Annotated in this window: 17 protein-coding genes; 9 read left to right on the top strand and 8 right to left on the bottom strand. The window is 67.5% G+C overall.

The window, feature by feature from the left end; genetic code table 11:
* The first annotated feature begins 93 nt into the window (after window positions 1–93).
* Together U5775_RS30975 and U5775_RS30970 are read left to right on the top strand one after the other, a co-directional pair.
* Window positions 94–732: a HyaD/HybD family hydrogenase maturation endopeptidase gene (locus U5775_RS30975; RefSeq protein ID WP_322061938.1), complete on the top strand. Its 639-nt coding sequence runs from the start codon at window positions 94–96 to the stop codon at window positions 730–732.
* Between the two features lie 174 nt (window positions 733–906).
* A complete protein-coding gene (locus tag U5775_RS30970; RefSeq protein WP_322061937.1) occupies window positions 907–2,811 on the top strand; it encodes a propionate--CoA ligase in 1,905 nt (634 codons plus the stop codon).
* A gap of 169 nt (window positions 2,812–2,980) precedes the next feature.
* On the opposite strand, the gene U5775_RS30965 is transcribed toward U5775_RS30970, so the two are convergent.
* From U5775_RS30965 to U5775_RS30950, 4 genes are all read right to left on the bottom strand, one after another.
* Entirely contained in the window at window positions 2,981–4,354 is a 1,374-nt protein-coding gene (locus U5775_RS30965; protein WP_322061936.1) for an MFS transporter, read from the bottom strand.
* 198 nt (window positions 4,355–4,552) lie between these two features.
* A complete protein-coding gene (locus U5775_RS30960; RefSeq protein WP_322061935.1) occupies window positions 4,553–5,374 on the bottom strand; it encodes a 5'-methylthioadenosine/adenosylhomocysteine nucleosidase in 822 nt (273 codons plus the stop codon).
* Window positions 5,375–5,473: 99 nt separating this feature from the next.
* The gene (locus U5775_RS30955; protein ID WP_322061934.1) at window positions 5,474–7,840 is read right to left on the bottom strand and encodes a UvrD-helicase domain-containing protein; all 2,367 of its coding nucleotides are present in this window, start codon (window positions 7,838–7,840) and stop codon (window positions 5,474–5,476) included.
* Between the two features lie 172 nt (window positions 7,841–8,012).
* A complete protein-coding gene (locus U5775_RS30950) occupies window positions 8,013–8,735 on the bottom strand; it encodes a hypothetical protein (RefSeq protein ID WP_322061933.1) in 723 nt (240 codons plus the stop codon).
* 389 nt (window positions 8,736–9,124) lie between these two features.
* Here U5775_RS30950 and U5775_RS30945 point away from each other — a divergent pair, with 389 nt between their 5' ends.
* Window positions 9,125–11,992 (top strand): valine--tRNA ligase, encoded by a 2,868-nt coding sequence (locus U5775_RS30945; RefSeq protein ID WP_322061932.1) that lies wholly within the window; start codon window positions 9,125–9,127, stop codon window positions 11,990–11,992.
* 65 nt (window positions 11,993–12,057) lie between these two features.
* The gene (gene galU, locus U5775_RS30940) at window positions 12,058–12,939 is read left to right on the top strand and encodes a UTP--glucose-1-phosphate uridylyltransferase GalU (protein ID WP_322061931.1); all 882 of its coding nucleotides are present in this window, start codon (window positions 12,058–12,060) and stop codon (window positions 12,937–12,939) included.
* A 118-nt stretch (window positions 12,940–13,057) separates the two neighbouring features.
* On the opposite strand, the gene U5775_RS30935 is transcribed toward galU, so the two are convergent.
* The 4 genes from U5775_RS30935 to U5775_RS30920 form a co-directional block, all read right to left on the bottom strand.
* Window positions 13,058–13,285 (bottom strand): sulfurtransferase TusA family protein, encoded by a 228-nt coding sequence (locus tag U5775_RS30935; RefSeq protein ID WP_028208042.1) that lies wholly within the window; start codon window positions 13,283–13,285, stop codon window positions 13,058–13,060.
* Between the two features lie 158 nt (window positions 13,286–13,443).
* Window positions 13,444–14,499, bottom strand: a complete 1,056-nt coding sequence (locus U5775_RS30930; RefSeq protein WP_322061930.1) for a Gfo/Idh/MocA family oxidoreductase — start codon at window positions 14,497–14,499, stop codon at window positions 13,444–13,446.
* An 82-nt stretch (window positions 14,500–14,581) separates the two neighbouring features.
* Window positions 14,582–15,589, bottom strand: coding sequence for an inositol 2-dehydrogenase (gene iolG / locus U5775_RS30925; RefSeq protein ID WP_322061929.1), 1,008 nt, complete (start codon window positions 15,587–15,589; stop codon window positions 14,582–14,584).
* Complete coding sequence (locus tag U5775_RS30920) at window positions 15,582–16,472, bottom strand: MurR/RpiR family transcriptional regulator (RefSeq protein WP_322061928.1); 891 nt, start codon at window positions 16,470–16,472, stop codon at window positions 15,582–15,584. The genes iolG and U5775_RS30920 overlap by 8 nt, the downstream gene beginning before the upstream one ends.
* 257 nt (window positions 16,473–16,729) lie before the next feature.
* On the opposite strand from U5775_RS30920, the gene U5775_RS30915 reads away from it, so the two are divergent.
* From U5775_RS30915 to iolD, 5 genes are all read left to right on the top strand, one after another.
* A complete protein-coding gene (locus U5775_RS30915; protein ID WP_322061927.1) occupies window positions 16,730–17,791 on the top strand; it encodes a sugar ABC transporter substrate-binding protein in 1,062 nt (353 codons plus the stop codon).
* A gap of 127 nt (window positions 17,792–17,918) precedes the next feature.
* Complete coding sequence (locus U5775_RS30910) at window positions 17,919–19,094, top strand: ABC transporter permease (RefSeq protein ID WP_322061926.1); 1,176 nt, start codon at window positions 17,919–17,921, stop codon at window positions 19,092–19,094.
* A gap of 13 nt (window positions 19,095–19,107) precedes the next feature.
* Window positions 19,108–19,944, top strand: coding sequence for an ATP-binding cassette domain-containing protein (locus U5775_RS30905; protein ID WP_322061925.1), 837 nt, complete (start codon window positions 19,108–19,110; stop codon window positions 19,942–19,944).
* A 32-nt stretch (window positions 19,945–19,976) separates the two neighbouring features.
* Window positions 19,977–21,992, top strand: a complete 2,016-nt coding sequence (locus tag U5775_RS30900; protein WP_322061924.1) for a bifunctional 5-dehydro-2-deoxygluconokinase/5-dehydro-2-deoxyphosphogluconate aldolase — start codon at window positions 19,977–19,979, stop codon at window positions 21,990–21,992.
* The gene (gene iolD, locus U5775_RS30895) at window positions 21,989–24,058 is read left to right on the top strand and encodes a 3D-(3,5/4)-trihydroxycyclohexane-1,2-dione acylhydrolase (decyclizing) (protein ID WP_322061923.1); all 2,070 of its coding nucleotides are present in this window, start codon (window positions 21,989–21,991) and stop codon (window positions 24,056–24,058) included. The genes U5775_RS30900 and iolD overlap by 4 nt, the downstream gene beginning before the upstream one ends.
* Window positions 24,059–24,065 lie beyond the last annotated feature (7 nt).

Raw genomic sequence — 24,065 nt, 5'->3', positions numbered from 1 at the left:
CGACAAATTCCTACTACCTTGACACGCCTCAACACAAAAACGCGCAACAGCTAAGAGTATTCTGAGTTTTGTGTCCTTCGCAAAGTGATTCGCGTGAGCTTTCTCTACGAACACGTTCCATTTATCTTCGCGCGCTCCCTCCTCGCGGCGCCGACCCAAGCCGCGGTCCGCACCGCCGCGCCGCCGCGCATCGTCGTGCTGGGAATCGGCAATGTGCAATGGGGCGACGCGGGATTCGGCATGCGCGCCATCGAGCGGCTCATGGCCGGCTGGTGCTGTGCATCGCATGTGGAGTTCGTGGCGGGCGGCACGCAGGGGCTCGCGCTGCTGCCCCTCGTGGAGTCGGCGCAACGCATGATCGTCTTCAACGCGGCCGACTTCGGCCGCGCGCCCGGCACGCTGTGCGTGCGCGAAGGCGACGCGGCCGCCCAGCATCTGCATACGCGTCCCGTGAGTCTGCATCAGATGGACCTCGCCGACGCGCTCGCGTGCGCCCAGCTCAAAGGCCACTATCCGCGCGAGCTCGTGCTGATCGGCGTGCAGCCGCTCGCGCGCGACGATTACGGCACCGGCCTCGGTCCTGCGGTGAGCGCGCAGCTCGACCCGGCCATCGCGATCGCGTGCCGCTGGCTGCGGCGCTGGCATGCGCAGCCGCGGCCGCTCGCGCAGTCCGACGCCGGGGATCCCGCCACGGTGCGCTCCGGATCGCGCACGGACGTCCCGCACGCCTGATGCGCCCGCGCGCCTGAAAGCCTGACGCGGCGGCCCCCCGCCGCATAGTGGTGAACCCGCGTTGCCCGCGCCCATTGCGCTGCACTATCCTCGACCCTTCAGAGCCGGATCCGGCCGCCACGCGGGCCTGCGCAACGTGCAGAAACCGCCACACCGCACGGGAGGATGGACGTCATGGGCCGTTACCGCGAGTTCCACCGCGAGTCGATCGATCGACCTGAAGACTTCTGGCGCCGCGAAGCCGCGCGCATCCATTGGGAGACGCCGTTCACCGAGGTGCTCGACCGCTCGAATCCGCCCTTCGCGCGCTGGTTCGCGGGCGGGCGCACGAACCTGTGCTTCAACGCCGTCGACCGCCACCTCGCGACGCGCGCACACCAGAACGCACTCGTCTACGTCTCGACCGAAACCGGCATCGAGCGCCGCTACACCTATGCCGATCTGCACGCCGAAGTGAACCGCATGGCCGCCGTGATGCGCTCGCTCGGCGTGAAGCGCGGCGACCGCGTGCTGATCTATTTGCCGATGATTCCCGAGGCCGTGTTCGCGGTGCTCGCCTGCGCGCGTCTTGGCGCGATTCACTCGGTCGTGTTCGGCGGCTTCGCGGCGCCGAGCCTCGCCGCGCGCATCGACGACGCAAAACCCGCGCTGCTCGTCTCCGCCGACGCCGGCGCGCGCGGCGGCAAGGTGATCGACTACACGCCGCTCGTCGACGAGGCCATGGCGCGCGCCGAACATGCGCCACCGCACGTGCTGATGATCGACCGGCAGCTTGCGCCCGAACGCCTGAACGCGCCGTACCGGGTCGACTACGAACCGTTGCGCGAGCAGCATTACGAAGCGCAGATCCCTTGCGAATGGCTCGAATCGAACGAGCCCTCGTATGTGCTCTACACCTCGGGCACGACCGGCAAACCGAAGGGCGTGCAGCGCGACGTGGGCGGCTATGCCGTGGCGCTCGCCGCCTCGATGGAATACATCTTCGAGGGCCGCGCGGGCGACACGCTGTTCACGGCGTCCGATATCGGCTGGGTCGTGGGCCACAGCTACATCATCTATGCGCCGCTCCTCGCGGGCATGACCACGGTGATGTACGAGGGCACGCCCGTCCGGCCCGATGGCGGCATCTGGTGGCGCCTCGTCGAGCAGCACCGCATCAACCTCATGTTCACGGCCCCCACCGCGATTCGCGTGCTCAAGAAGCAGGACCCGGCGCTGCTGCGCGCGGCCGATCTCTCGAGCCTGCGCACGCTGTTTCTCGCGGGTGAGCCGCTCGACGAGCCCACGGCCGTCTGGATCGCCGATGCGCTCGGCAAGAAGGTCGTCGACAACTACTGGCAGACCGAGACCGGCTGGCCGATGCTCGCGATCCAGTCCGGCGTGGAGGCGCTGCCGCAGAAGGTCGGCTCGCCGGGCGTGCCCTGCTACGGCTACGATCTCGTGCTGCGCAACGAGCATACGGGCGAGCCCTGCGCGCAAGGCGAAAAAGGCGTGATCACGCTTGGCTATCCGCTGCCGCCGGGCTGCATGCAGACCGTCTGGGGCGACGACGCGCGTTTCGTGAAGACCTACTGGGAGAGCGTGCCGGGCCACGAGGTCTATTCGACCTTCGACTGGGGCGTACAGGACGAGAACGGCTATGTGACGATCCTCGGCCGCACCGACGACGTCATCAACGTGGCGGGCCACCGGCTCGGCACGCGCGAGATCGAAGAGGCGATCTCGTCGCACGCGGCGGTCGCGGAAGTGGCCGTGGTGGGCGTGAACGACGCGGTCAAGGGCCAGGCCGCCCTCGCATTCGTGGTGCTCCGCGATGCGGCCGCGGCGGCCGACCCCGCCGCGGCGGAAAAGCTCGCCGCCGCGCTCGCGGCCACCGTGGACCGCCAGCTCGGCGCGATCGGGCGGCCCGCGCGCGTGCACTTCGTCTCGATGCTGCCGAAGACGCGCTCGGGCAAGCTCCTGCGCCGCGCGATCGCGGCGCTCGCCGAGGGGCGCGAGCCGGGCGAGTTGCCGACCATCGAGGACGCCGCGGCGCTGCAGCAGATCCGCGAGGCGGTGGCGTTGGCCGGGAAGGCGTGAGGTGACGGCGCGCGGGGCGGCGCCAAGCGAGGTTGGTCGACTTTAAGCGACGCCCGGAAACGTCAAGCAACCCCAGCCAAGCGAAATCAAACGACGCTAATCGACGGGAGACATTCGGTCAGGTTGCGCCCGCGCGGCTGAGGCCATCGACCGCCGCTTCGAACAAGCCTCAGGAAAGCTGCGCGCCGCGATCGGCGGCGCCTCGCGCCCGAGCACCGTCGCCTGCCGCCTCCCCGCCCTCGCCCGCCTCCACGCGCGCACGCGAGGGCAATGCCGCGACCGCCAGCGCCGCCACGAGCCCCGTCGCCGCGAAGGCCACGAAATTCCACGACCAGTTCGCGCCGACGCTCGCGATATAGCCGCCCATGAGCGGCCCGCACACCGCCCCGAAGCGCGCGAAGGACAGCGCCCAGCCCGTCGCCGCGCCGCGTGCATGGGCCGGATAGAAGTGCGTCAGGTGCCCGGTCAGGATCAGCGAAGCGGAGATGCTGCCGATGCCGGCGAGCGCCACGAGCGCATAGCTCGCAAAGAGCGCATTGCGGGTCATCAGCGCGGCGATCGCGAGCGCGCCGATGGCGTAGGCGAGCGCGACCGTCGCGCGCACGCCGAAGCGGTCGGCGAGCTTGCCGAGCACCACGCCGCCGCAGGCCGAAGTCAGGCTGAACACGAGCAGGAAGGCGAGGCTCGAACCGAGGTCGTAGCCCTGCTTGCGCATGATCATCGGCAGCCAGGTGTTGAGGCCGTACACGAGCAACATGCCGCAGAACAGCGCGACCCAGAAGCAGGCCGTCGCGCGCAGGCGGCGCCGCGCGAAGATCGCCGCCACGACGTCGCTCAGGCTGGCCCGCGCGTGCGATGCGGCGTCTTGCTTAACAGGACGTTCGGCAAGCTCGCCCGTCACGCCGAGCCGCGCGGCGAGCGCCCTCGCCTCGGCCAGGCGTCCGCGCGCGGCCAGATAGTCGAGCGATTCGGGCAGCACGCGCGCCATGGGCACCAGCGCGAGCAGCGGCAGCGCGCCCACGGCCATCACGCCGCGCCAGCCCCACACGGGCAGGAGCACCATCGACACGAGCGCGGCGCAAAGAATGCCGAGCGAGTAGCCCGAATACATCATCCCGTAGTTGACGCTGCGGCGCGCCGGCGGCGAATACTCGATGGTGAGCGCGGCGGCCACCGGAATCACGCCGCCGAGGCCCAAGCCGCCCAAGAAGCGGCACACGCCGAACCAGAACGGCGTGGGCGCGAGCGCGGCGCCGGCCATGGTGAGCGAAAACAGCGCGACGCAGGCCAGCAGCATGCGCCGCCGCCCGAGCAGGTCGCCGAGCGTGCCGATCGCCATGCCGCCGAAGAACATGCCAGCGAGCGCGTAGCTGCCGAGCGCGCCGAGCTGCATCGGCGTGAGGCTCCAGTGGCGGTCGGCGGCGAGCGCGGGCAGCACCGCGCCGAGGCTGCCGACGTCGTAGCCTTCGAAGAGGACGGACAGGCCGCAGACGAGCAGGACGGCGCGCGTCGTGCGCGCGGGGATGGAACGGGCATCGGACATGGGCGGGCACGGCGCCTTCCCGGCCGGCATCTCACCATGCCTTATAGGGGGGTCTAAGGCGCGGGCGCGGACTTTCAGGCGCGGTCGGTCAATGGCGGTTGAACAGTTCGCGCCAGATTACTTTAGATATAAATAATTTCACAGTCATTGTTAACCCGCGCCCACGGGTTGACTGCGGCCCGCCGGGATCCGCTCCGCTCAGCGCCCCGCCGGGGTGTACGACGCGAGAAAGCGCCGCAGAATGCCAGTCGAATACGTGCCGGCGATCTCGGTGAGGAACGACGAGAACGAGGTGCTCGCATGCTCGTCGGCGGTATCGGAGATGGTGCGCACCACGGCGCACGGCACGTCGTACTCGTGACAGACCTGGGCGATGGCGGCGCCTTCCATTTCCACGGCGAGCGCGTCGGGCAAGGCCGCGCGCAGCGCGCCCACGGCCGCGGCGCTCGCCACGAACTGGTCGCCGCTGATCACGAGCCCGCGATGCACGCGCGGCAGCGCCGTTTCGAAGCGCGGCAGCGCGGCGCCAAAGCGCGCGGCCAGCGCCGCGCTCTCCTCGGCGATGAAGCGCTCGCACGCGGCCGCCAGCGCGGCGGCCAGCGCATGGTCGGCGTCGAAGCGCGAGCGCGCGAGCAGCGGGATTTCGTGGCGCGGGAACAGCGGCTCGGCGTTCATGTCGTGCTGGAGCAGCGTCTCGCCGACCACCACGTCGCCGACATGCACGTCAGGTCCCACGCCGCCCGCGACGCCCGTGAAGACCACGGCGTCCACGTCGAATACGTGGATCAGCGCGCTGGCCGTGGCCGCCGCGGCCACCTTGCCCACGCGCGCGAGCGTCACCACGCAGGGCGCGCCGTGCACGGTGCCGAGGTGATAGTCGCGCCGCCCGAGCGTGCGCGTGAGCACACCCGACTCGGCCTGCATCGTGGCGATCAGGTCGCCGAGTTCCTGGGGAAGCGCGGCGAGCACGCCAAGCGGGCGCGCCGCGGCGGGGCTGGACTGCGGGGACGAGGAGTTCATGGCTTCAATGGCCTGCCGGATTGCGAAGGATTACGCCGAAGGATTGCGTCGAAGATTACGCCGAGGGGTCAAGTCGATTCGTGCCAGGCGCCACGGCGCTCACTCGACCGCCTGCAGCTTCGCCACGGCCAGCGCGAGCCACTTCTCGCCGTGGCGCTTGAAGCGCACCTGCGCCTTGGCGTCGGCGCCGCTGCCTTCGAGCGCCGTGATCGTGCCTTCGCCGAACTTCGTGTGGAACACGGCCTGGCCCACGCGGAAACCCGTCTCGGCCGCGCGCTGCTCGTTGGCGAACGCGGGCGCCGGGCTCTTGTCCGCGATATAGGCGTCGCGCTCGCGGCCGCCGGCACTGCCTCCGCCCGGACGCGAGAACCAGTCGCGGCCCCAGCCGGCGTTGTCCGAGCGCCCGCCCCAGCGCGCGCCCGCCTCGACCTTCGGCGTGAGCCACTTGAGCGACTCCTGCGGCAGCTCGTCGAAGAAGCGCGAGCGCACGTTGTAGCGCGTCTGGCCATGCAGCAGGCGGCTCTGCGCGAACGAGATATAGAGCCGCTCCTTCGCGCGCGTGATCGCCACGTACATCAGGCGGCGCTCTTCTTCGAGGCCATCGGCCTCCATCGCGCTGTTCTCGTGCGGGAACAGCCCCTCTTCGAGACCGGTAATGAACACCGCCGTGAATTCGAGGCCCTTCGCCGCGTGCACGGTCATCAGCTGCACGGCGTCCTGACCCGCCTGCGCCTGGTTGTCGCCGGCTTCGAGCGACGCGTGCGAGAGAAAGCCCGCGAGCGGCGTCATGAGGTCGGGGTTCTGCGCGGGATCCGTGATCGCGGGCGCCTCGAGCACTTCGATCTCGCCGTCCTGCGAGACGATCTCGGGCGCCTTGCTCGCGCCGGGGCGCAGCGGAATCGAGCGCGCGGGCGTGTCCATGCCGTAGCCTTCCTCGCTCACGAACGCCGTGGCCGCGGTCACGAGTTCCTGCAAGTTCTCCAGACGGTCCTGGCCTTCGCGCTCATTCTGGTAGAACTCGGCCAGACCGCTCATGCGCACCGTGTACTCGACGGTTTCGGGCAGGCTCATCTGCGCGGTGTCGACGCGCATCTTCGCGACGAGATTCGCGAACGAGCCGAGACTCGTGCCCGCCTTGCCCGTGACGTAGGGAATCGCCGCCGCCATCGAGCAGTTGTAGAGGCGCGCGGCGTCGGCGAGCTGCTCGATCGAGCGCGCGCCAATGCCGCGCGTCGGGAAGTTCACGACGCGCGCGAACGCGGTGTCGTCGTTCGGGTTGTCGATCAGGCGCAGATACGCGAGCGCGTGCTTCACTTCCTGGCGCTCGAAGAAGCGCAGGCCGCCATAGACCTTGTACGGCACGCCCGCGTTCACGAGCGTGTGCTCGATCGTGCGCGACTGCGCGTTGCTGCGGTAGAGAATGGCGATCTCGTTGCGCGCGAGGCCCTGATTGATGAGCGCGCGCACCTCCTCGACGATCCAGCCCGCTTCCTGCGAGTCGGTCGCGGCCTCGTAGACGCGCACCGGCTCGCCGTGGCCCGCGTCGGTGCGCAGGTTCTTGCCGAGGCGCCGCGAGTTGTGCGCGATCAGATAGTTCGCGGCATCGAGAATATGGCCGTGCGAACGATAGTTCTGCTCGAGCTTGATCAGATGCTTGACGCGGAATTCCTCTTCGAAGTCGCGCATGTTGCCGACGTTCGCGCCGCGGAACGCATAGATCGACTGGTCGTCGTCGCCCACGGCGAAGATCGCGTTGCCGGGCCCCGCGAGCAGCTTGAGCCACGCGTACTGGAGCTTGTTGGTGTCCTGGAACTCGTCGACGAGGATGTCGCGAAAGCGCGCCTGATAGTGCGCCCGCAGCGGCGGGTTATGCGCGAGCAGTTCGTAGCAGCGCAGCAGCAGCTCGGCGAAATCGACCACGCCTTCGCGCTGGCACTGCTGGTCATAGGCTTCGTAGAGCTCGACGAACTTGCGGTTGAAGTTGTCCGTGACGTCGACGTCCTTCGGCCGCAGGCCCTGCTCCTTCGCGTTGTTGATGAAGTACTGGAGGTTCTTCGGCGGATACTTTTCGTCGTCGATGTTCAGGCCCTTCATCAGACGCTTGATGGCCGAAAGCTGGTCGGCCGTGTCGAGGATCTGGAAGGTCTGCGGCAGGCCCGCGTCGCGGTAATGCGCGCGCAGCATGCGGTTGCACAGGCCGTGGAAGGTGCCGATCCACATGCCGCGCGTGTCGATGGGCATCATCGCCTGCAGGCGGCTCATCATTTCGCGCGCGGCCTTGTTCGTGAAGGTCACGGCGAGGATCGTCATCGGCGAGGCGAGGCCCTGCTGGATCAGCCACGCGATGCGCGTGATGAGCACGCGCGTCTTGCCGCTGCCGGCCCCGGCCAGAATGAGCGCCGGTTCGTTCGGCAACGTGACGGCGGCGTGTTGTTCGGGGTTCAGGTTCGCGAGCAGTTCGGGCATGAGGGCAGCGGGCTTCAGAGTAGACCGCCATTATAGATGGGCATGGCTCGCAACCCTGCAAGGCGCTTCGGGCCCCGGGACGCCGGCGAATGCCCGGTGTCCCGAGGGGCATGACGGGCGGCGCGAGCGGTAACGCCCCGCTCCGCCACGTCAGTCACTCCGCGCAGGCGGCCTACGCCATGCTGCCGTAGCTGCTGAAGCTGCTGCTTTGGCTCGACGATTGCTCGCCGGTCAGCGCATTGAGGCTATTGCTGGCATCAGCCTCGCTACTGTAGCCACCGGAGGGCGCGACCGCGCCCGAATTTGAGTAGCTCGTCTGGCTGAAGAGTCCGGCCGGATTGCTGTAGCTGTAGCTAGCGCTGTTGTTGTAGTTCGCCGGACCGCCAGCGTTATCGTTCGCTGAACCGCCAGCGCTGAAATTCCCCGTGGATGCGCCTGCCAATGCGTAACCGCCGGCCATATCGCCGCCAGCATCGGGCGGCGGCGGCGGCATGCCGGGCGAAGGCGGCGGCATGCCGGGCGGCAAACCTGCGCCGCCGGCCAGCGCGCCCGGGATGGAAGCCGAACCTGCGCCGCCGTCCGCCCCCGAAGCTGCGGGCGAACCCCCGGCTAGATTTCCCGTAGCGGCGTTGATCAGACCGCTCGCGAGGCCGCCCGCCCCGCCGCCCGCGCCGCCCAGAATCGCGGCCCCGAGCGGCCCCGCCAACGCACCGCCGAGCCCGCGCCCCAGGCGCCCGCCAATCTCGCCACCGGGGTTGCCGCCTGTGGTGCTGCCGTTGCCGCCGGTGCCGTCCTGCGCACCCGTTGGCCAATCGAGCAACGACTGGAGGCCGCAGGAGAGGATGCCGCAACCGCCCGCCACCGATTTCATTTCTTCTCTGTCGATTTTTCGCATGACTATCCTTCAGACTCAAAACCAGAGGACCCGTCTGGCCGGGTTGTCCGGAAAGCCAGCCATAACTGGCCGCGCACGCGCAGTCGGCAACGCCGCTGCGCAACGCGCGCGCCCTTCGCGATGGACCGGTCCCGTGAAAGCTGCCTGCAAACGCAACGAGGCAGTTCCGCGGGCGTCCGGTGCCACAGCCCTGGAGGCCGCTACGCGAAAGCCGGGACAGAGAGGAAGTTACGGGAAGGAAAAACGCCGATGCGATACCTGTACATCATTTTGCGCTGACGGCCGGCGAGCGCCTCGCGACCCGCTCCATCCGGTCCGGGCGCCCGGCCCGGCGACGCTTCCCCTTATAATCGAAGGTTTTCAGCATCTTTTTTCGGCAGATTCCACCCATGAGCGACAGCACGCTAGCGAAAAGCTTCGAGCCGCAGACGATCGAAGCCCATTGGGGCCCCGAATGGGAGCGCCGCGGCTATGCCGCCGCGCCCCTCACGCCCGGCCGCGCCAACTTCTCGATCCAGTTGCCGCCGCCCAACGTCACGGGCACGCTGCACATGGGACACGCGTTCAACCAGACCATCATGGACGGCCTGACGCGCTACCACCGCATGCTCGGCGAAAACACCCTGTGGGTGCCGGGCACCGACCACGCGGGCATCGCCACGCAGATCGTCGTGGAGCGCCAGCTCGACGCGCAGAAGATCTCGCGCCACGACCTCGGCCGCGAGAAGTTCGTCGAACGCGTATGGGAATGGAAACAGCAATCGGGCTCGACCATCACGGGCCAGGTGCGCCGCCTGGGCGCCTCGATCGACTGGTCGCGCGAATACTTCACGATGGACGACAAGATGTCGGCCGCCGTGCGCGATGTGTTCGTGCGCCTCTACGAACAGGGCCTGATCTACCGCGGCAAGCGCCTCGTGAACTGGGACCCGGTGCTGCTCACCGCGGTCTCTGACCTCGAAGTGGCGAGCGAAGAAGAAAACGGCAACCTCTGGCACCTGCGCTACCCGCTCGCCGACGGCTCGGGCCACCTCACGGTCGCGACCACGCGCCCGGAAACCATGCTCGGCGACACGGCCGTCATGGTCCATCCCGAAGACGAGCGCTACGCGCACCTGATCGGCAAGATGGTGAAGCTGCCGCTGACCGACCGCGAGATCCCCATCATCGCCGACGAATACGTGGACCGCGAGTTCGGCACGGGCGTCGTGAAGGTCACGCCCGCGCACGACTTCAACGACTACCAGGTGGGCCAGCGCCACGGCCTGCCGATGATCGAGATCCTCACGCTCGACGCGAAGATCAACGAGAACGCGCCCGAGAAGTACCGCGGCCTCGATCGCTTCGACGCGCGCAAGCAGGTGGTCGCCGACTTCGAGGCGCTGGGCCTGCTCGAATCGGTGCAGCCGCACAAGCTCATGGTGCCGCGCGGCGACCGCACGGGCGTCGTGATCGAGCCGATGCTGACCGACCAGTGGTTCGTGGCGATGACCAAGCCCGCGCCCGAAGGCACGTTCAACCCCGGCAAGTCGATCACCGAAACCTCGCTCGACGTGGTGCGCAGCGGCCAGATCAAGTTCGTGCCCGAGAACTGGACCACGACCTACTACCAGTGGCTCGAAAACATCCAGGACTGGTGCATCTCGCGCCAGCTCTGGTGGGGCCATCAGATTCCGGCCTGGTACGGCGAGAACGGCGAAATCTTCGTCGCCAAGAGCGAGGAAGAAGCGCGCGCGCAGGCCGACGCGAAGGGCTACCAGGGCGCGCTCAAGCGCGACGAGGACGTGCTCGACACGTGGTTCTCGTCGGCGCTCGTGCCGTTCTCGTCGCTCGGCTGGCCAGAGGAGACGCCTGAACTGAAGGCCTTCCTGCCGTCTTCCGTGCTGGTGACGGGCTTCGACATCATCTTCTTCTGGGTGGCGCGCATGGTCATGATGACCACGCACTTCACCGGCAAGGTGCCGTTCGACACCGTCTACGTGCACGGCCTCGTGCGCGACGCCGAAGGCCAGAAGATGTCGAAGAGCAAGGGCAATACGCTCGACCCGATCGACATCGTCGACGGCATCGAGCTCGAGGCGCTGGTCGCCAAGCGCACCACGGGCCTCATGAATCCCAGGCAGGCCGCGACCATCGAGAAGAAGACGCGCAAGGAGTTCCCGAACGGCATTCCGGCCTTCGGCACCGATGCGCTGCGCTTCACGATGGCCTCGATGGCCACGCTCGGCCGCAACGTGAACTTCGACCTCGCGCGCTGCGAGGGCTATCGCAACTTCTGCAACAAGCTCTGGAACGCCACGCGCTTCGTGCTGATGAACTGCGAAGGCCACGACTGCGGCTTTTCCAAGCCGGGCCCCTGCGCGCCGGGCGATTGCGAACCGGGCGGCTACACGCACTTCTCGCAGGCCGACCGCTGGATCGTCTCGCTGCTCCAGCGCGTGGAAGCCGAGGTCGCGAAGGGTTTCGCCGACTATCGCTTCGACAACGTGGCCAACGCCATATACAAGTTCGTCTGGGACGAATACTGTGACTGGTACCTGGAGCTCGCGAAGGTTCAGATCCAGACCGGCACGCCCGAGCAGCAGCGCGCCACGCGGCGCACGCTTTTGCGCGTGCTGGAGACGGTGCTGCGCCTCGCGCATCCGGTGATTCCGTTCATCACCGAAGCGCTGTGGCAGAAGGTGGCGCCGCTCACCGACGCGTACCCCGAAGGCGCGGCCGAGGGCGAGGCATCGATCATGATGCAGCGCTACCCGCTGGCCGAGCCGAAGAAGATCGACGAAGCCGCCGAGCAATGGGCCGCGGATCTGAAGGCCGTGATCGACGCGTGCCGCAACCTGCGTGGCGAGATGGGCCTCTCGCCCGCCACCAAGGTGCCGCTGCTGGTCACGGGCAACGCGGAGCGTCTCGCGTCGTTCGCGCCCTATGCGCAGGCGCTCGCGAAGCTCTCGGAGGTCCAGATCATCGCCGACGAGGCCACGCTGGACGCCGCCTCGGCGGGCGCGCCGGTTGCTATCGTAGGGACAGACAAGCTCGTGCTGAAGGTCGAGATCGACGTGGCAGCCGAGCGCGAACGTCTCTCGAAGGAGATTGCGCGACTGACGAACGAAGTGACGAAGTGCAATGCCAAGCTAGGAAATGACAGTTTTGTAGCAAAAGCCCCGCCTGCGGTGGTTGAGCAAGAGCAGAAGAGGCTGGCAGAATTTCAGGCAACGCTGGGCAAGCTGACCGCGCAACTCGCGCGGTTGCCTGCCTGAATCGGCTAAGGTGAGCTCTGGCGGCGCGCACGGCGCCGGAGCTCACCAGAACCAGGACCATAGACATGCTAAAAGTTACTAAAGCGGTATTCCCGGTGGCGGGCCTCGGCACGCGCTTCCTTCCCGCCACCAAGGCGAGCCCGAAGGAAATGCTGCCGGTCGTCGACAAGCCGCTGATCCAGTACGCGGTCGAGGAGGCCGTCGCGGCTGGCATCACCGAGATGATCTTCGTGACGGGCCGCAGCAAGCGCGCGATCGAAGACCATTTCGACAAATCCTATGAGATCGAGGCCGAGCTCGAGGCGCGCGGCAAGGCCAAGCTGCTCGAGCTGGTGCGCAACATCAAGCCGAACAACGTCGACTGCTTCTACGTGCGCCAGCCAGAAGCATTGGGTCTGGGCCACGCCGTGCTGTGCGCGGAAAAGCTCGTGGGCGACAACCCGTTCGCCGTGATTCTCGCCGACGACCTGCTCTACGGCACGCCGCCCGTCATGAAGCAGATGGTCGACGTGTTCGACCACTACCATAGCTCGGTGCTCGGCGTGGAAGAGATCCCGCCCTCGGAGACGCGTTCGTACGGCATCGTCGACGGCAAGGAGTGGGAAGACGCAATCGTCAAGCTCTCGGGCATCGTCGAAAAGCCGGCGCCCGAAGTCGCGCCGTCGAACCTCGGCGTGGTGGGCCGCTACGTGCTCAAGCCGCGCATTTTCGAGCATCTGCGCGCGCTCAAGCCCGGTGCGGGCGGCGAGCTGCAGCTCACCGACGCCATCCAGTCGCTGCTCGCCGACGAGCAGGTGCTCGCGTACAAGTATCACGGCACACGCTTCGATTGCGGCAGCAAGCTCGGCTACCTGAAGGCGACCGTGGAATTCGCGATGCGCCACCCGGAAGTGGGCGAGGACTTCGCCGAGTATCTGCGCACGCGTAATCCGGTGCTCGAAGGCTAAGACGCGCTTCGTCAAGGCGCCTTCTGGCAAGGCGCCGGCCACGAAAAATGGCCCGCAATCTCACGATTGCGGGCCATTTTTATGCGTTGCGCTTTGAACGCCGCTCGCTCGGTTCGCCTCAGCGGCGACGCATCAGGAAGACGAAGGTCTTGTCTTGCTGCGAGCTTTCCACGATCTCGTTGCCTGTTTGCTTCGCGAAAGCCGCGAAATCGCGCTGCGAGCCGGGATCGGTCGCGAGCACCTTGAGTATCTGGCCGCTTTCCATATCGGCGAGCGCCTTCTTGGCGCGCAGGATCGGCAGCGGGCAGTTCAGCCCGCGCGCATCCACTTCCTTGTGAACCTGAATCTGCATCGGGTGGATCCTTCGTTGGCGCGCCGCCGCTTGCGGATGGCGCTGGGTACGTCACGGATAGCTGCGATTTTACCGCAGCCACGGACAACGACGCTTGCACCCTCTTTGCGTTGGTCGCCCGGTATCCGCGTGCCCCGGCGACGCCCCGCGGCTCAGAGCGTCACCGCCTGCCCCGTGCGCAGCGACTCGCGCAGCGCGAAGCCGATTCGCGTGGCCTCCAGCGCGTCCTCTAGCGTCGCGCCCTGCCCCGCGTCCGCCGATGCGCCGCCCTCGCGCGCATGAACCGCCGCGACAAACGCCTGGGCCTCGACGAGGAAGGCCTCCTCGAAGCGGTCGAAGAAGGTCGGCGTGCAAACGCTCCGCACGCCCTGCGCGTCGTAGATCTCCACGCGGTTCGCGCGCGGCACATGGCCGATCGCGAGCGCGCCGGCCGTGCCGATGACCTCGCTCGACGTGTCGTTGCCGTGCGCCATGGTCCGCGACGCATAGAACATCGCGAGCTTGCCACCCTCGAACTCGCAGATCGCGACGCCGTTGTCGACGTCGCCGAATTCGCGCAGACCCTCGTGCAGCGCGACCGCGCCCGCCGCAAACACGCGCGTGGCGCGCGGCTTGCCGAGCAGCCAGCGTGCAACGTCGATGTCGTGCACGGTGCAGTCGAGAAAAATGCCGCCCGAAGTCGGCGCGAAGCGCACGAAGAAGCCGTCGGGATCGTTGAGATCGCAGGTTTGCGAGCGCACGAGAAATGGCCGGCCGATCGCCCCCGCGCGCACCTTCGCAAACGCGTCGTGATAGCTCGGGTCGAAACGACGCATGAAGCCGATCGTCACCTGCTGGCCGGCAAAGCGCCGCGCCTGATCGACCACGCGCTCGCACTCGGCCACGTCGAGCGAGAGCGGCTTCTCGCAGAACACGTGCTTGCCCGCGCGCAACGCGTCGACGATCTGCTGCGCGTGCAGCGCCGAAGGCGTCACGAGCCAGATGGCGTCGATCGATGTATCGGCGAGCAGCTCGGTGTAGTCGCGGTAAGGGCGGGCCTCGGGCAACGCGTCGCGCGCCCACGCGAGGTCGTCTTCGAGCGGGCTGCAGACCGCCGCCAGCGTCGCGCCCGGCACGCGATACGCGAAGTTCAGCGCGTGCCGCCGCCCGAGCCGCCCGAGTCCCGCCACGCCCACGCGCAACGGCCGGGCACGTTCATTCGCCTGCATCGTTCGCCTCCTTTGCAATTACTTCGGCATCCTGTGCATCTGGCTAGCGCCACGTTTCGTGCGCGGCACCCATGCGATCAAATCACTCTCCGAGCTTCACCACGCGGCCTTCACGCCACGAAAGCGCTGCCGCTTCCGCGAGCTCCAGCGCCTTGAGGCCATCGGCCACGCTCGTGCGCACGGGCGTGCCCTGCGTGAGCGCCTCGTAAAAATGCGCCATCTCGCGCGCATACGCGGCCCGATAGCGCTCGAGGAAGAACGCCTCGGGCACGTCCTGCGCCACCGCGTGCTTCGTCCATGCCACGACCTCGGTGGGCTTCAGGTTGCCGGCCTGGAGCATGCCCTCGCTGCCGAGAATCTCGAAGCGCTGGTCGTAGCCATAGGCCGCGCGCCGCGCCGTGTTGATCTGGCAAAGCCGGCCGCGCTTCGTGCGGATCGTCACGGCGGTCGAGTCGATGTCGCCGGCCTCCGCGATGGCCGGATCGGAAAGGCAGCTACCCGTGGCATGCACGGTCTCGGCTTCGTCGTCGAGAATCCAGCGGAAGATGTCGAAGTCGTGGATCAGCATGTCCTTGAAGATGCCGCCCGAGTGCTTGATGTATTCGACGGGCGGCGCGCCCGGATCGCGGCTCGTCACGATCAGCATCTCCGGCGTGCCGATCTCGCCCGCGTCGAGGCGCGCCTTGAGCGCGGCAAAGGTCGGATCGTAGCGGCGCTGAAAGCCGATCATGGCCACCACGCCCGCGCGCGCGACGCTTTCAGCGCACTCGCGCGCGCGGTCGATGGCGAGATCGACCGGCTTCTCGCAGAAGATGGGCTTGCCCGCGGCCGCCGACTTCAATATCAGTTCGGTGTGCGTATCGGTGGACGAGCAGATCACCGTCGCGCCAATCGAGGCGTCGCCGAACGCGCCGTCCACGTCGGCCACCTGCGCGCCGTGCTGCGCCGCGAGTGCGGCAGCGGCCTCGCGGTTCACGTCGACCACGTATTTCAGACGCACGCCGCTCTGGCGCGCGAGGTTCGCCGCATGAATGCGGCCGATGCGGCCCGCGCCGAACACCGCCACGTTCAGCGTCTTTGCTTCAGTCATCGTATCCTCCGGAGTCGGTCGATTCTTCCACGTTGAGTTCGAGCCGGTACGCGAGCGCCACGAACAGCGCCTGGCACAGGCAGAATGTGCTGGTCAGCGAGCGGAACGCGAACGCGCTCCCCTCCTTCACATAGAGCTGCGCATCGGCGTGACGCGCGAGCGGCGAAAGTTGGCTGTCCGTAATAACCAGCGTCTTCGCCTGGTGTTGCTGCGCCACGCGCAGGCAGTACTGCGTTTCCTTGCCGTAGGGCGCGAAGCTGATGGCGATCACCACGTCGCCCTTCTTCACGCTGCGGATCTGCTCGTGATACATGCCGCCGAGACCCGAGACGAGATGCACGCGCTTTCTCGTGTGCTGGAGCGCGTAGACGATATAGCTCGCCACCGCGAACGAGCGGCGCACGCCGATCACGTAAATGTTGTCCGCGTGCTCGAGCATCTTCACCGCCGCGTCGAACTGCGCGTCGTCGAGCCCGGCCTCGAGCTCGTCGAGCCCGTTGCGGCACGCGCCGATGAATTCGCGCGCCACCGCGCCACCGAGCGCCGGACTCGCGTTGCCGTCCTTCGCCTCGATCAGCTGGCGAATGCGCTGCTGATAGCTCGTGGCCGACGCCCCCTGCCCCGCGTAGGCCTGGCGGAACACCGCCTGCAGATCGGAAAAGCCCGAAAAGCCGAAGCGCTGCGCGAAGCGCACCACCGCCGACGGATGGACCCCGCAGCTTGCGGCGATGTCGCTCGTGCGATCCATCATCACGCTCGCGCGGTTCTGCTCGATATAGGTCGCGACATTCTTCAACTGCCGCGGCAGCGCCTCGTAGTCGTGCGCGATGCGCTGCATCAATTCGTCTACGCCTGCTACGGCGTCGCTGGTTTCATCCGCCATGATGGTTTTTCCCGGTGCGTGCCGCAGTGCCGCAAACCCTTGCCAAGCCTGGTTTCGAGCGACATGCCGACGGAGCCGATTATAGGCAGCCCCACCGCCGATTGGAACAGATTTTCCATTTTTATTTGCAATGAAATTTTCATTGCAACCGGCCAGGCGATCGCCTAATCTTGTCGATGAGCACGCTCGCAAAGCTCGCCACGACGCTTGCCGCGCTCGCCCGAAAAACGAACGACAGACCGAGAAAGGTGGAGACTATGACGCAACGCAAGGGCAGGACCATGCTCCGCAGGTTGGCCGCGGCGCTCGCGCTGGCAGCGGGACTGAGCGGCTTGAGCGTGCTGGGCGCGCAGACGGCGCAGGCCGCCGACGCGCACTTCGTGTTGATCAGCCATGCGCCCGATTCGGACTCGTGGTGGAACACCATCAAGAACGCCATCAAGCAGGCCGACGAGGACTTCAACGTCGAGACCGACTACCGCAATCCGCCCAACGGCGACATCGCCGACATGGCGCGCCTGATCGAGCAGGCCGCCGCGCGCAACTACGACGGCGTCATCACCACCATCGCCGACTACGACGTGCTCAAGAGCGCCATCGGCAAGGTCACGGAAAAGAAGATCCCGCTCGTCACGATCAACTCGGGCACCGAGGAGCAGAGCGCGCAACTGGGCGCGATCATGCACGTGGGCCAGCCCGAGTACGTCGCGGGTCACGCGGCCGGCGAAAAGGCCAAGGCCGCAGGCGTGAAATCGTTCCTCTGCGTGAACCACATCGCCACCAACACCGTTTCGTTCGACCGCTGCCGCGGCTTCGCGGACGCCATCGGCGTGAACTACAAGACCTCGACGATCGACTCGGGCCAGGACCCGACCGAGATCCAGTCGAAGGTGAGCGCGTATCTGCGCAACCATCCGAACACCGGTGCGATCCTCACGCTCGGCCCGGTGCCGGCCGCGGCCACGCTCAAGGCCGTGCAGCAGATGGGCCTCGCGGGCAAGATCTACTTCTGCACCTTCGACTTCTCCGACGAGATCGCCAAGGCGATCCGCGCGGGCACGATCCAGTTCGCCATCGACCAGCAGCCGTATCTGCAGGGCTATATCCCCGTGGCCGTGCTCGCGATCGTGAAGAAAGACCATACGACCGATCCGGCGAAGATCCGCCAGATTCTCGAAGCCAATCCCAAGTTCAAGCAGCGGCTCGAAACCTATGGCCTGCAACCCTCGTACGGGCCGCGCAATATCCGCTCGGGTCCGGGTTTCATCACGAAGGAGAACCTCGACAAGGTTGTGAAGTACGCGGGTCAGTACCGCTGATCTACTGGTTCATTTCATTAGCAACTGCATGAGATCGCACCGGGCACAAAGCGCCAGGTGCGATCGAGCCTTGCATGGGACCGCACTAAGCGCTGAAGCGCCAAGTGCGGTCGACAAAGGAGACATCATGGGTGTAGCCGGCAAACACTTCCCCTCGCATGCAACGGACGGCGCGCAAGATCCGCGCGCAGGCCAGCCGTCGCCGGCGGGGCCTCGCGCCACCGACGAGCGCGTGCGTCGCGAATCGTGGTTCGGGCATCTGCTCGGCCGCCCCGAATTTGCCGCGATTTCCGGCACCGTGCTGGTCTTCGCCGTGTTCGCGATCGGCGCGGGCGGCTCCGGCATGTTCGACCTCGACGGCGTGATGAACTGGTCGCAGGTTGCCGCTTACTTAGGCATCCTCTCGGTGGGCGCCTGCCTGCTCATGATCGCCGGCGAGTTCGACCTTTCGATCGGCTCGATGATCGGCTTCGCCGGCATGATGGTCGCCATTCCCACCATGTACTTCCACTGGCCCATCGCGCTGTCGATCCTGTTCGCGTTCGCGGGCTGCACCGCGCTCGGCGCCTTGAACGGCTACCTCGTGATGCGCACGCGGCTGCCCTCGTTCATCGTCACGCTCGCCTTCCTGTTCATCCTGCGCGGCCTCACGCTCGCGCTCTCGATCATGTTCGCCGACCGCACGATCGTCTCGGGCGTGGGCGACGTCGCGAAAGCCGACTATGTGACCAACCTGCTCTTTCACGGCACCGCGTTCAAGGGCCTCTTCATCGCGCTCGCGCACGTCGGCATCGTCAAGATGCTCGACAACGGCCAGCCGCTCGTGCCGGGCGTGCCGAAAGTGATCCTCTGGTGGTTCGCGCTCGTCATCGTCGGCGCGTTCGTGCTCGCCAAGACGCGCTACGGCAACTGGATCCTCGCCGTGGGCGGCGACGCCAATGCCGCAAAGAACGTGGGCGTGCCGGTCAAGCGCGTGAAGATCTCGCTCTTCATGCTGACCGCGTTCTGCTCGTGCCTGTTCGCGGTGCTGCAGGTGTGCGACATCGGCTCGGCCGCCGCGGACCGCGGCCTGCAAAAGGAATTCGAAGCGATCATCGCCGCGGTGATCGGCGGCACGCTGCTCACGGGCGGCTATGGCTCGGTGATCGGCGCGGCGTTCGGCGCGCTCATCTTCGGCGTCGTGCAGATCGGCATCACCTATACGAACATCGACTCGGACTGGTTCCGCGTCTTCCTCGGCATGATGCTGCTGATCGCCGTGCTCTTCAATCACTATGTGCGCCGCCGCGTCGCGCAATCGTAAGCCGGAGGCCGAGATGACCCAATCGCAAAACAGCGCCGCGAACGAGGCCGCGTCCCCCAGCGAAAGCGGCGACACGATTCTCGCGCTCGAAAACGTCAGCAAGTATTTCGGCAAGGTGATTGCGCTCAACGGCGTCACGCTGCGCCTGAAGCGCGGCGAAGTGCACTGCCTGCTCGGCGACAACGGCGCGGGCAAGTCCACGCTCATCAAGACGCTGGCCGGCGTGCACGCGCCCACCTCGGGCCAGTATTTCGTGGACGGCCAGCCCGTGCACTTCGAGTCGCCGAGGGACGCGCTCGACCTCGGCATCGCGACCGTCTATCAGGATCTCGCGCTGGTGCCGCTGCTTTCGGTGGCGCGCAACTTCTTCATGGGCCGCGAGCCGCAGAAAAAATTGTTCGGTTTCCTCAATGTCATGGATCTCGATTCGAGCGCCCAGATCGCCAAGGAACGACTCGCGGAAATGGGCATCAACGTGCGCGACCCGCTTCAGGCCATCGGCACGATGTCGGGCGGCGAGCGCCAGTGCCTCGCGATCGCGCGTGCGATCCACTTCGGCGCGCGCGTACTGATTCTCGACGAACCGACCGCCGCGCTCGGCGTGAAGCAGAGCTTCAACGTGCTCAAGCTGATTCACAACGCGCGCGCGAAAGGCATCTCGGTGATCTTCATCACGCACAACGTGCACCACGCCTATCCGATTGGCGACTCGTTCACGCTGCTCAATCGCGGCCGCTCGCTCGGCACCTTTACGAAGGACACCATCAGCAAGAACGAAGTGCTCGACATGATGGCCGGCGGCGCGGAAATGCAGAAGATGATCGCCGAGCTCGACGGCGCAACCATCTGAGACCCAATCGACCCCAATCGACAGGAATGCTCATGGCCCTCCCCCGCACTCCCGCTTCGCGCTTCGCGTCCGGACGCAGCCGCGACATCGTCTGCCTCGGCCGGCTCGGCGTCGATCTCTACGCGCAGCAGGTCGGCGCGCGGCTCGAAGACGTCTCCACGTTCGCCAAGTATCTCGGCGGCTCGTCGGCGAACATCGCCTTCGGCTGCGCGCGGCTCGGGCTGAATTCAGCCATGCTCACGCGCGTCGGCGACGACCACATGGGCCGCTTTCTCACGGAAACGCTCGCGAAAGAAGGCTGCGACACGAGCCACGTGCGCGTCGACCCCGAGCGGCTCACCGCGCTCGTGCTGCTCGGCCTCAAGGACCGCGAGACCTTCCCGCTCATCTTCTATCGCGAGAACTGCGCCGACATGGCCGTCGATACGGGCGACTTCGACGAGGCGTTCATCGCCTCTTCGAAAGCATTGCTCATCACGGGCACGCACTTCTCGACCGGACAGGTGAACCGCGCGAGCCTCCAGGCGCTCGACTACGCGCGCCGCAACAACGTGCGCACCGTGCTCGACATCGACTATCGTCCGGTGCTCTGGGGTCTCACCGGCAAGGCCGACGGCGAGACGCGCTTCGTCGCGAGCGCGGGCGTGAGCGAGCATCTGCAGCGCATTCTCCCGCACTTCGATCTCGTGATCGGCACCGAGGAGGAATTCCGCATCGCGGGCGGCAAGGAAACGCTCACCGATGCGCTCAAGCGCGTGCGCGAGGTGACCCGGGCCACGCTGCTCGTGAAGCGCGGCCCGCTCGGCTGCCAGATCATCGAAGGCGCGGTGCCCGATTCGCTCGACGCGGTGCCGCTGCAGCGCGGCGTGGAGGTCGAGGTGCTCAACGTGCTCGGCGCGGGCGATGCGTTCGCCGCAGGCTTTCTCTCGGGCTGGCTGCGCGACGCGCCGCTCGAAGACTGCGCGCGCACGGCCAATGCGTGCGGCGCGCTCGTGGTCTCGCGCCACGGCTGCGCGCCCGCGATGCCCACGCCCGCGGAGCTCGACTATTTCCTGCGCGAAGCCGCTGCGGACCCCGAACGCATGCGCCGCCCCGACCGCGATGCCACGCTCGCGCGCCTGCATCGCGTGACGCCCGCGCGCAAGCAATACGACGAGGTGCTGGGCTTCGCGTTCGACCATCGCAACCAGTTCTTCGACCTCGCCCAGCAGACCGGCGCCAGCGAGTCGCGCATCTCGCACCTGAAGAACCTGTTCGTCGATGCCGTGGCACAGACGGAAAGCGCGCTCGGCCTGCAAGGCCGCATCGGAGTCCTGATCGATGATCGCTACGGCCAGGACGCGCTCAACGCCGCAACCGGACGCGACTGGTGGATCGGCCGTCCCGTCGAGCTGCCGGGCTCGGTGCCGCTCGTATTCGATCACGGACGCTCGATCGGCACGACGCTCGCGGCCTGGCCCATCGGGCACACGGTCAAGTGCCTCGTGCAGTTTCATCCCGACGAGCCCATCGAGCAGCGCCTCGAACAGGAGGCGCAATTGCGCGCGCTCTACGACGCCGTGCAGGCGAGCGGCCACGAGCTGCTGCTCGAAGTGATACCGCCGAAGCTCGACGGCAAGCCCAATGCGCCCGACACGGTCTATCGCGCGCTCAAGCGGCTCTACAACATCGGCCTCTATCCCGAGTGGTGGAAGCTCGAGCCGATGGACGCCGCGCAGTGGCGCGACGTCGACGCGCTGATCGCCGGGCGCGATCCGCATTGCCGCGGCGTGGTACTGCTCGGCCTCTCCGCGCCCATCGAGCAATTGACGAGCGGCTTTCGCGCGGCGGCGGCTTCGCAAACGTGCCGCGGCTTCACGGTGGGCCGCACGATCTTCTACGAGCCGAGCCTCGCCTGGCTCGCTGGGGAGATCGACGACCAGGAACTGATCGCGCGCGTGCGCCGGGCCTTCGAGACGCTGATCGCGGCATGGCGCGCGGCGCGGGGTCAGGTGCAGGGCCAGGCACAAGGCGATGCCCACGCCACGCGCGAGGAGAAAGCAGCATGAATCAGCGCATCGCTCCCATCGCCGGCGCCTCACTCGACGGACAACCGGCCGCCGCCACGCAAACCCCGCCCGCCGCCACGGTGCGCCTCACCGCGGCGCAGGCGCTGGTGCGCTTTCTCGCGGCGCAGCGCGTGGCCTGCGAAGACGGCTCGGGCCGCACCGAGCCGCTCTTCGGCGGCGTGTTCGCCATCTTCGGGCACGGCAACGTGGCGGGCCTAGGCGAGGCGCTCTACCACTATCGTCACGAGCTGCCCACGCTGCGCGCGCACAACGAGCAGGCGATGGCGCACAGCGCGATCGCCTATGCGAAGGCGTATTTCCGCCGCCGCATGATGGCCGTTACCACTTCGATCGGCCCCGGCGCGACCAACCTCGTGACGGCCGCCGCGCTGGCGCACGTGAACCGCCTGCCGCTCCTGCTGCTGCCCGGCGATATCTTCGTCTCGCGCGAGCCCGATCCGGTGCTGCAGCAGGTCGAAGATCCCCATGACGGCGGCCTCTCCGCCAACGATGCGCTCAAGCCCGTGTCGCGCTACTTCGACCGCATCGTGCACCCCGCGCAGTTGCTCAGCGCACTGCCGCGCGCGCTGCGCGTGCTCACCGACGCCGCGCTGTGCGGCCCGGTCACGCTCGCGCTGCCACAGGACGTGCAGGCCACGGCGTGGGACTATCCCGCGAGCTTCTTCACGCCGCGCCTCGTGAGCTTTCACGCGCCCGCGCCCGTAGAGAGCGAGATCGACACCGCGCTCGCCCTGCTGCACCGCTCGAAGCGTCCGCTCATCGTCGCCGGCGGCGGCGTGCTCTACTCGCGCGCAGCGGCGCCGTTGCAGGCTCTCGCGGCAGCGCGCGGCATTCCGGTGGCGGAGACCCAGGCCGGCAAGGGCTCGCTCGGCTGGGACGATCCGCTCAATGTGGGCGCGATCGGCGTGACGGGCTCGCCCGCCGCGAACGCGCTCGCACGCGACGCCGACTGCATTCTCGCCGTGGGCACGCGCTTGCAGGACTTCACGACCGGCTCGAACTCGCTGTTCGCGCACGCGCACGTGATCGGCGTGAACGCGAACGGCTTCGACGCGCTCAAGCACAACGGGCTCGCCGTAGAGGCCGATGCGAAGCTCGCGCTCGCGGCGCTGAACGACGAGCTCGTGAACTGGCGCGCCGACGCCAACTGGACCGCGCGCGCACGACGCCTCGCCGACGAATGGCGCGCGAGCGTCGAAGCGCTCACGCACGCGCCGCAGGAACGCCACAGCCTGCCCTACGACGCCGACGTGATCGGCGCGGTACAGCGCTCGTCGAGCCGTTCGTACACCGAAGATATCGTCGTGTGCGCGGCCGGCACGCTGCCCGCCGAGCTGCACAAGCTCTGGCGCGCGGGCCAGCCCGGCGCCTATCACGTCGAATACGGCTACTCGTGCATGGGCTACGAGATCGCGGGCGGGCTCGGCGCGAAGCTCGCGCGGCCCGAGCGCGAGGTCATCGTCATGGTCGGCGACGGCAGCTATCTGATGATGAACAGCGAGATCGCGACCTCAGTGATGCTGGGCGCGAAGCTCATCATCGTCGTGCTCGACAATCGCGGCTATGGCTGCATCAACCGGCTCCAGCAGGCTTGCGGCGGCGCACCGTTCAACAACCTCTTCGACGATTGCGCGCAAGGGCCGCTCGGCGCGCCGCGCATCGACTTCGCCTCGCACGCGCGCTCGCTGGGCGCGCAGGCCGAGCACGTGGCCAATGTCGCCGAGCTCGAAGCCGCGCTGCAACGTGCGCGCGCCGCGTCGCGCACCTACCTCATCAGCATCGACACCGATCCGGCGCGCACGACCGAGGACGGCGGCTGGTGGTGGGAAGTGGCCGTGCCCGAGGTCTCGCCCCGCGCGGCCGTGCGCGAGGCGCGCGAGCGCTACGACGCGCAGCTCGCGCAGCGCGGCGGGCGCGAACGCCGTGGCGACGCGTCGCGCGCGACCAAGACGAAGGCCGCGCCCGACGCCGGCCGCGAAAAAGAAAGCGAAAGCGGCCAGCAAGGCGATGACGCGGACGGCCCGAGCGACCCGAACCGCGCCTGACGAGACT

Origin of the sequence: Paraburkholderia sp. J63 (genome assembly GCF_905220245.1) — a bacterium.
GTDB lineage: Bacteria > Pseudomonadota > Gammaproteobacteria > Burkholderiales > Burkholderiaceae > Paraburkholderia.
Note: the sequence above shows the minus strand (reverse complement) of the source record. Positions and strands in the feature narration are given on the sequence as shown.

Coding starts and splice junctions, on each gene's coding strand:
- U5775_RS30965 (WP_322061936.1), bottom strand. CDS start 4,354: ATGTCCGATGCCCGTTCCATCCCCGCGCGCACGACGCGCGCCGTCCTG.
- U5775_RS30970 (WP_322061937.1), top strand. CDS start 907: ATGGGCCGTTACCGCGAGTTCCACCGCGAGTCGATCGATCGACCTGAA.
- U5775_RS30960 (WP_322061935.1), bottom strand. CDS start 5,374: ATGAACTCCTCGTCCCCGCAGTCCAGCCCCGCCGCGGCGCGCCCGCTT.
- iolG (WP_322061929.1), bottom strand. CDS start 15,589: ATGACTGAAGCAAAGACGCTGAACGTGGCGGTGTTCGGCGCGGGCCGC.
- iolD (WP_322061923.1), top strand. CDS start 21,989: ATGAATCAGCGCATCGCTCCCATCGCCGGCGCCTCACTCGACGGACAA.
- U5775_RS30920 (WP_322061928.1), bottom strand. CDS start 16,472: ATGGCGGATGAAACCAGCGACGCCGTAGCAGGCGTAGACGAATTGATG.
- U5775_RS30955 (WP_322061934.1), bottom strand. CDS start 7,840: ATGCCCGAACTGCTCGCGAACCTGAACCCCGAACAACACGCCGCCGTC.
- U5775_RS30905 (WP_322061925.1), top strand. CDS start 19,108: ATGACCCAATCGCAAAACAGCGCCGCGAACGAGGCCGCGTCCCCCAGC.
- U5775_RS30945 (WP_322061932.1), top strand. CDS start 9,125: ATGAGCGACAGCACGCTAGCGAAAAGCTTCGAGCCGCAGACGATCGAA.
- U5775_RS30900 (WP_322061924.1), top strand. CDS start 19,977: ATGGCCCTCCCCCGCACTCCCGCTTCGCGCTTCGCGTCCGGACGCAGC.
- U5775_RS30950 (WP_322061933.1), bottom strand. CDS start 8,735: ATGCGAAAAATCGACAGAGAAGAAATGAAATCGGTGGCGGGCGGTTGC.
- U5775_RS30910 (WP_322061926.1), top strand. CDS start 17,919: ATGGGTGTAGCCGGCAAACACTTCCCCTCGCATGCAACGGACGGCGCG.
- U5775_RS30930 (WP_322061930.1), bottom strand. CDS start 14,499: ATGCAGGCGAATGAACGTGCCCGGCCGTTGCGCGTGGGCGTGGCGGGA.
- galU (WP_322061931.1), top strand. CDS start 12,058: ATGCTAAAAGTTACTAAAGCGGTATTCCCGGTGGCGGGCCTCGGCACG.
- U5775_RS30915 (WP_322061927.1), top strand. CDS start 16,730: ATGACGCAACGCAAGGGCAGGACCATGCTCCGCAGGTTGGCCGCGGCG.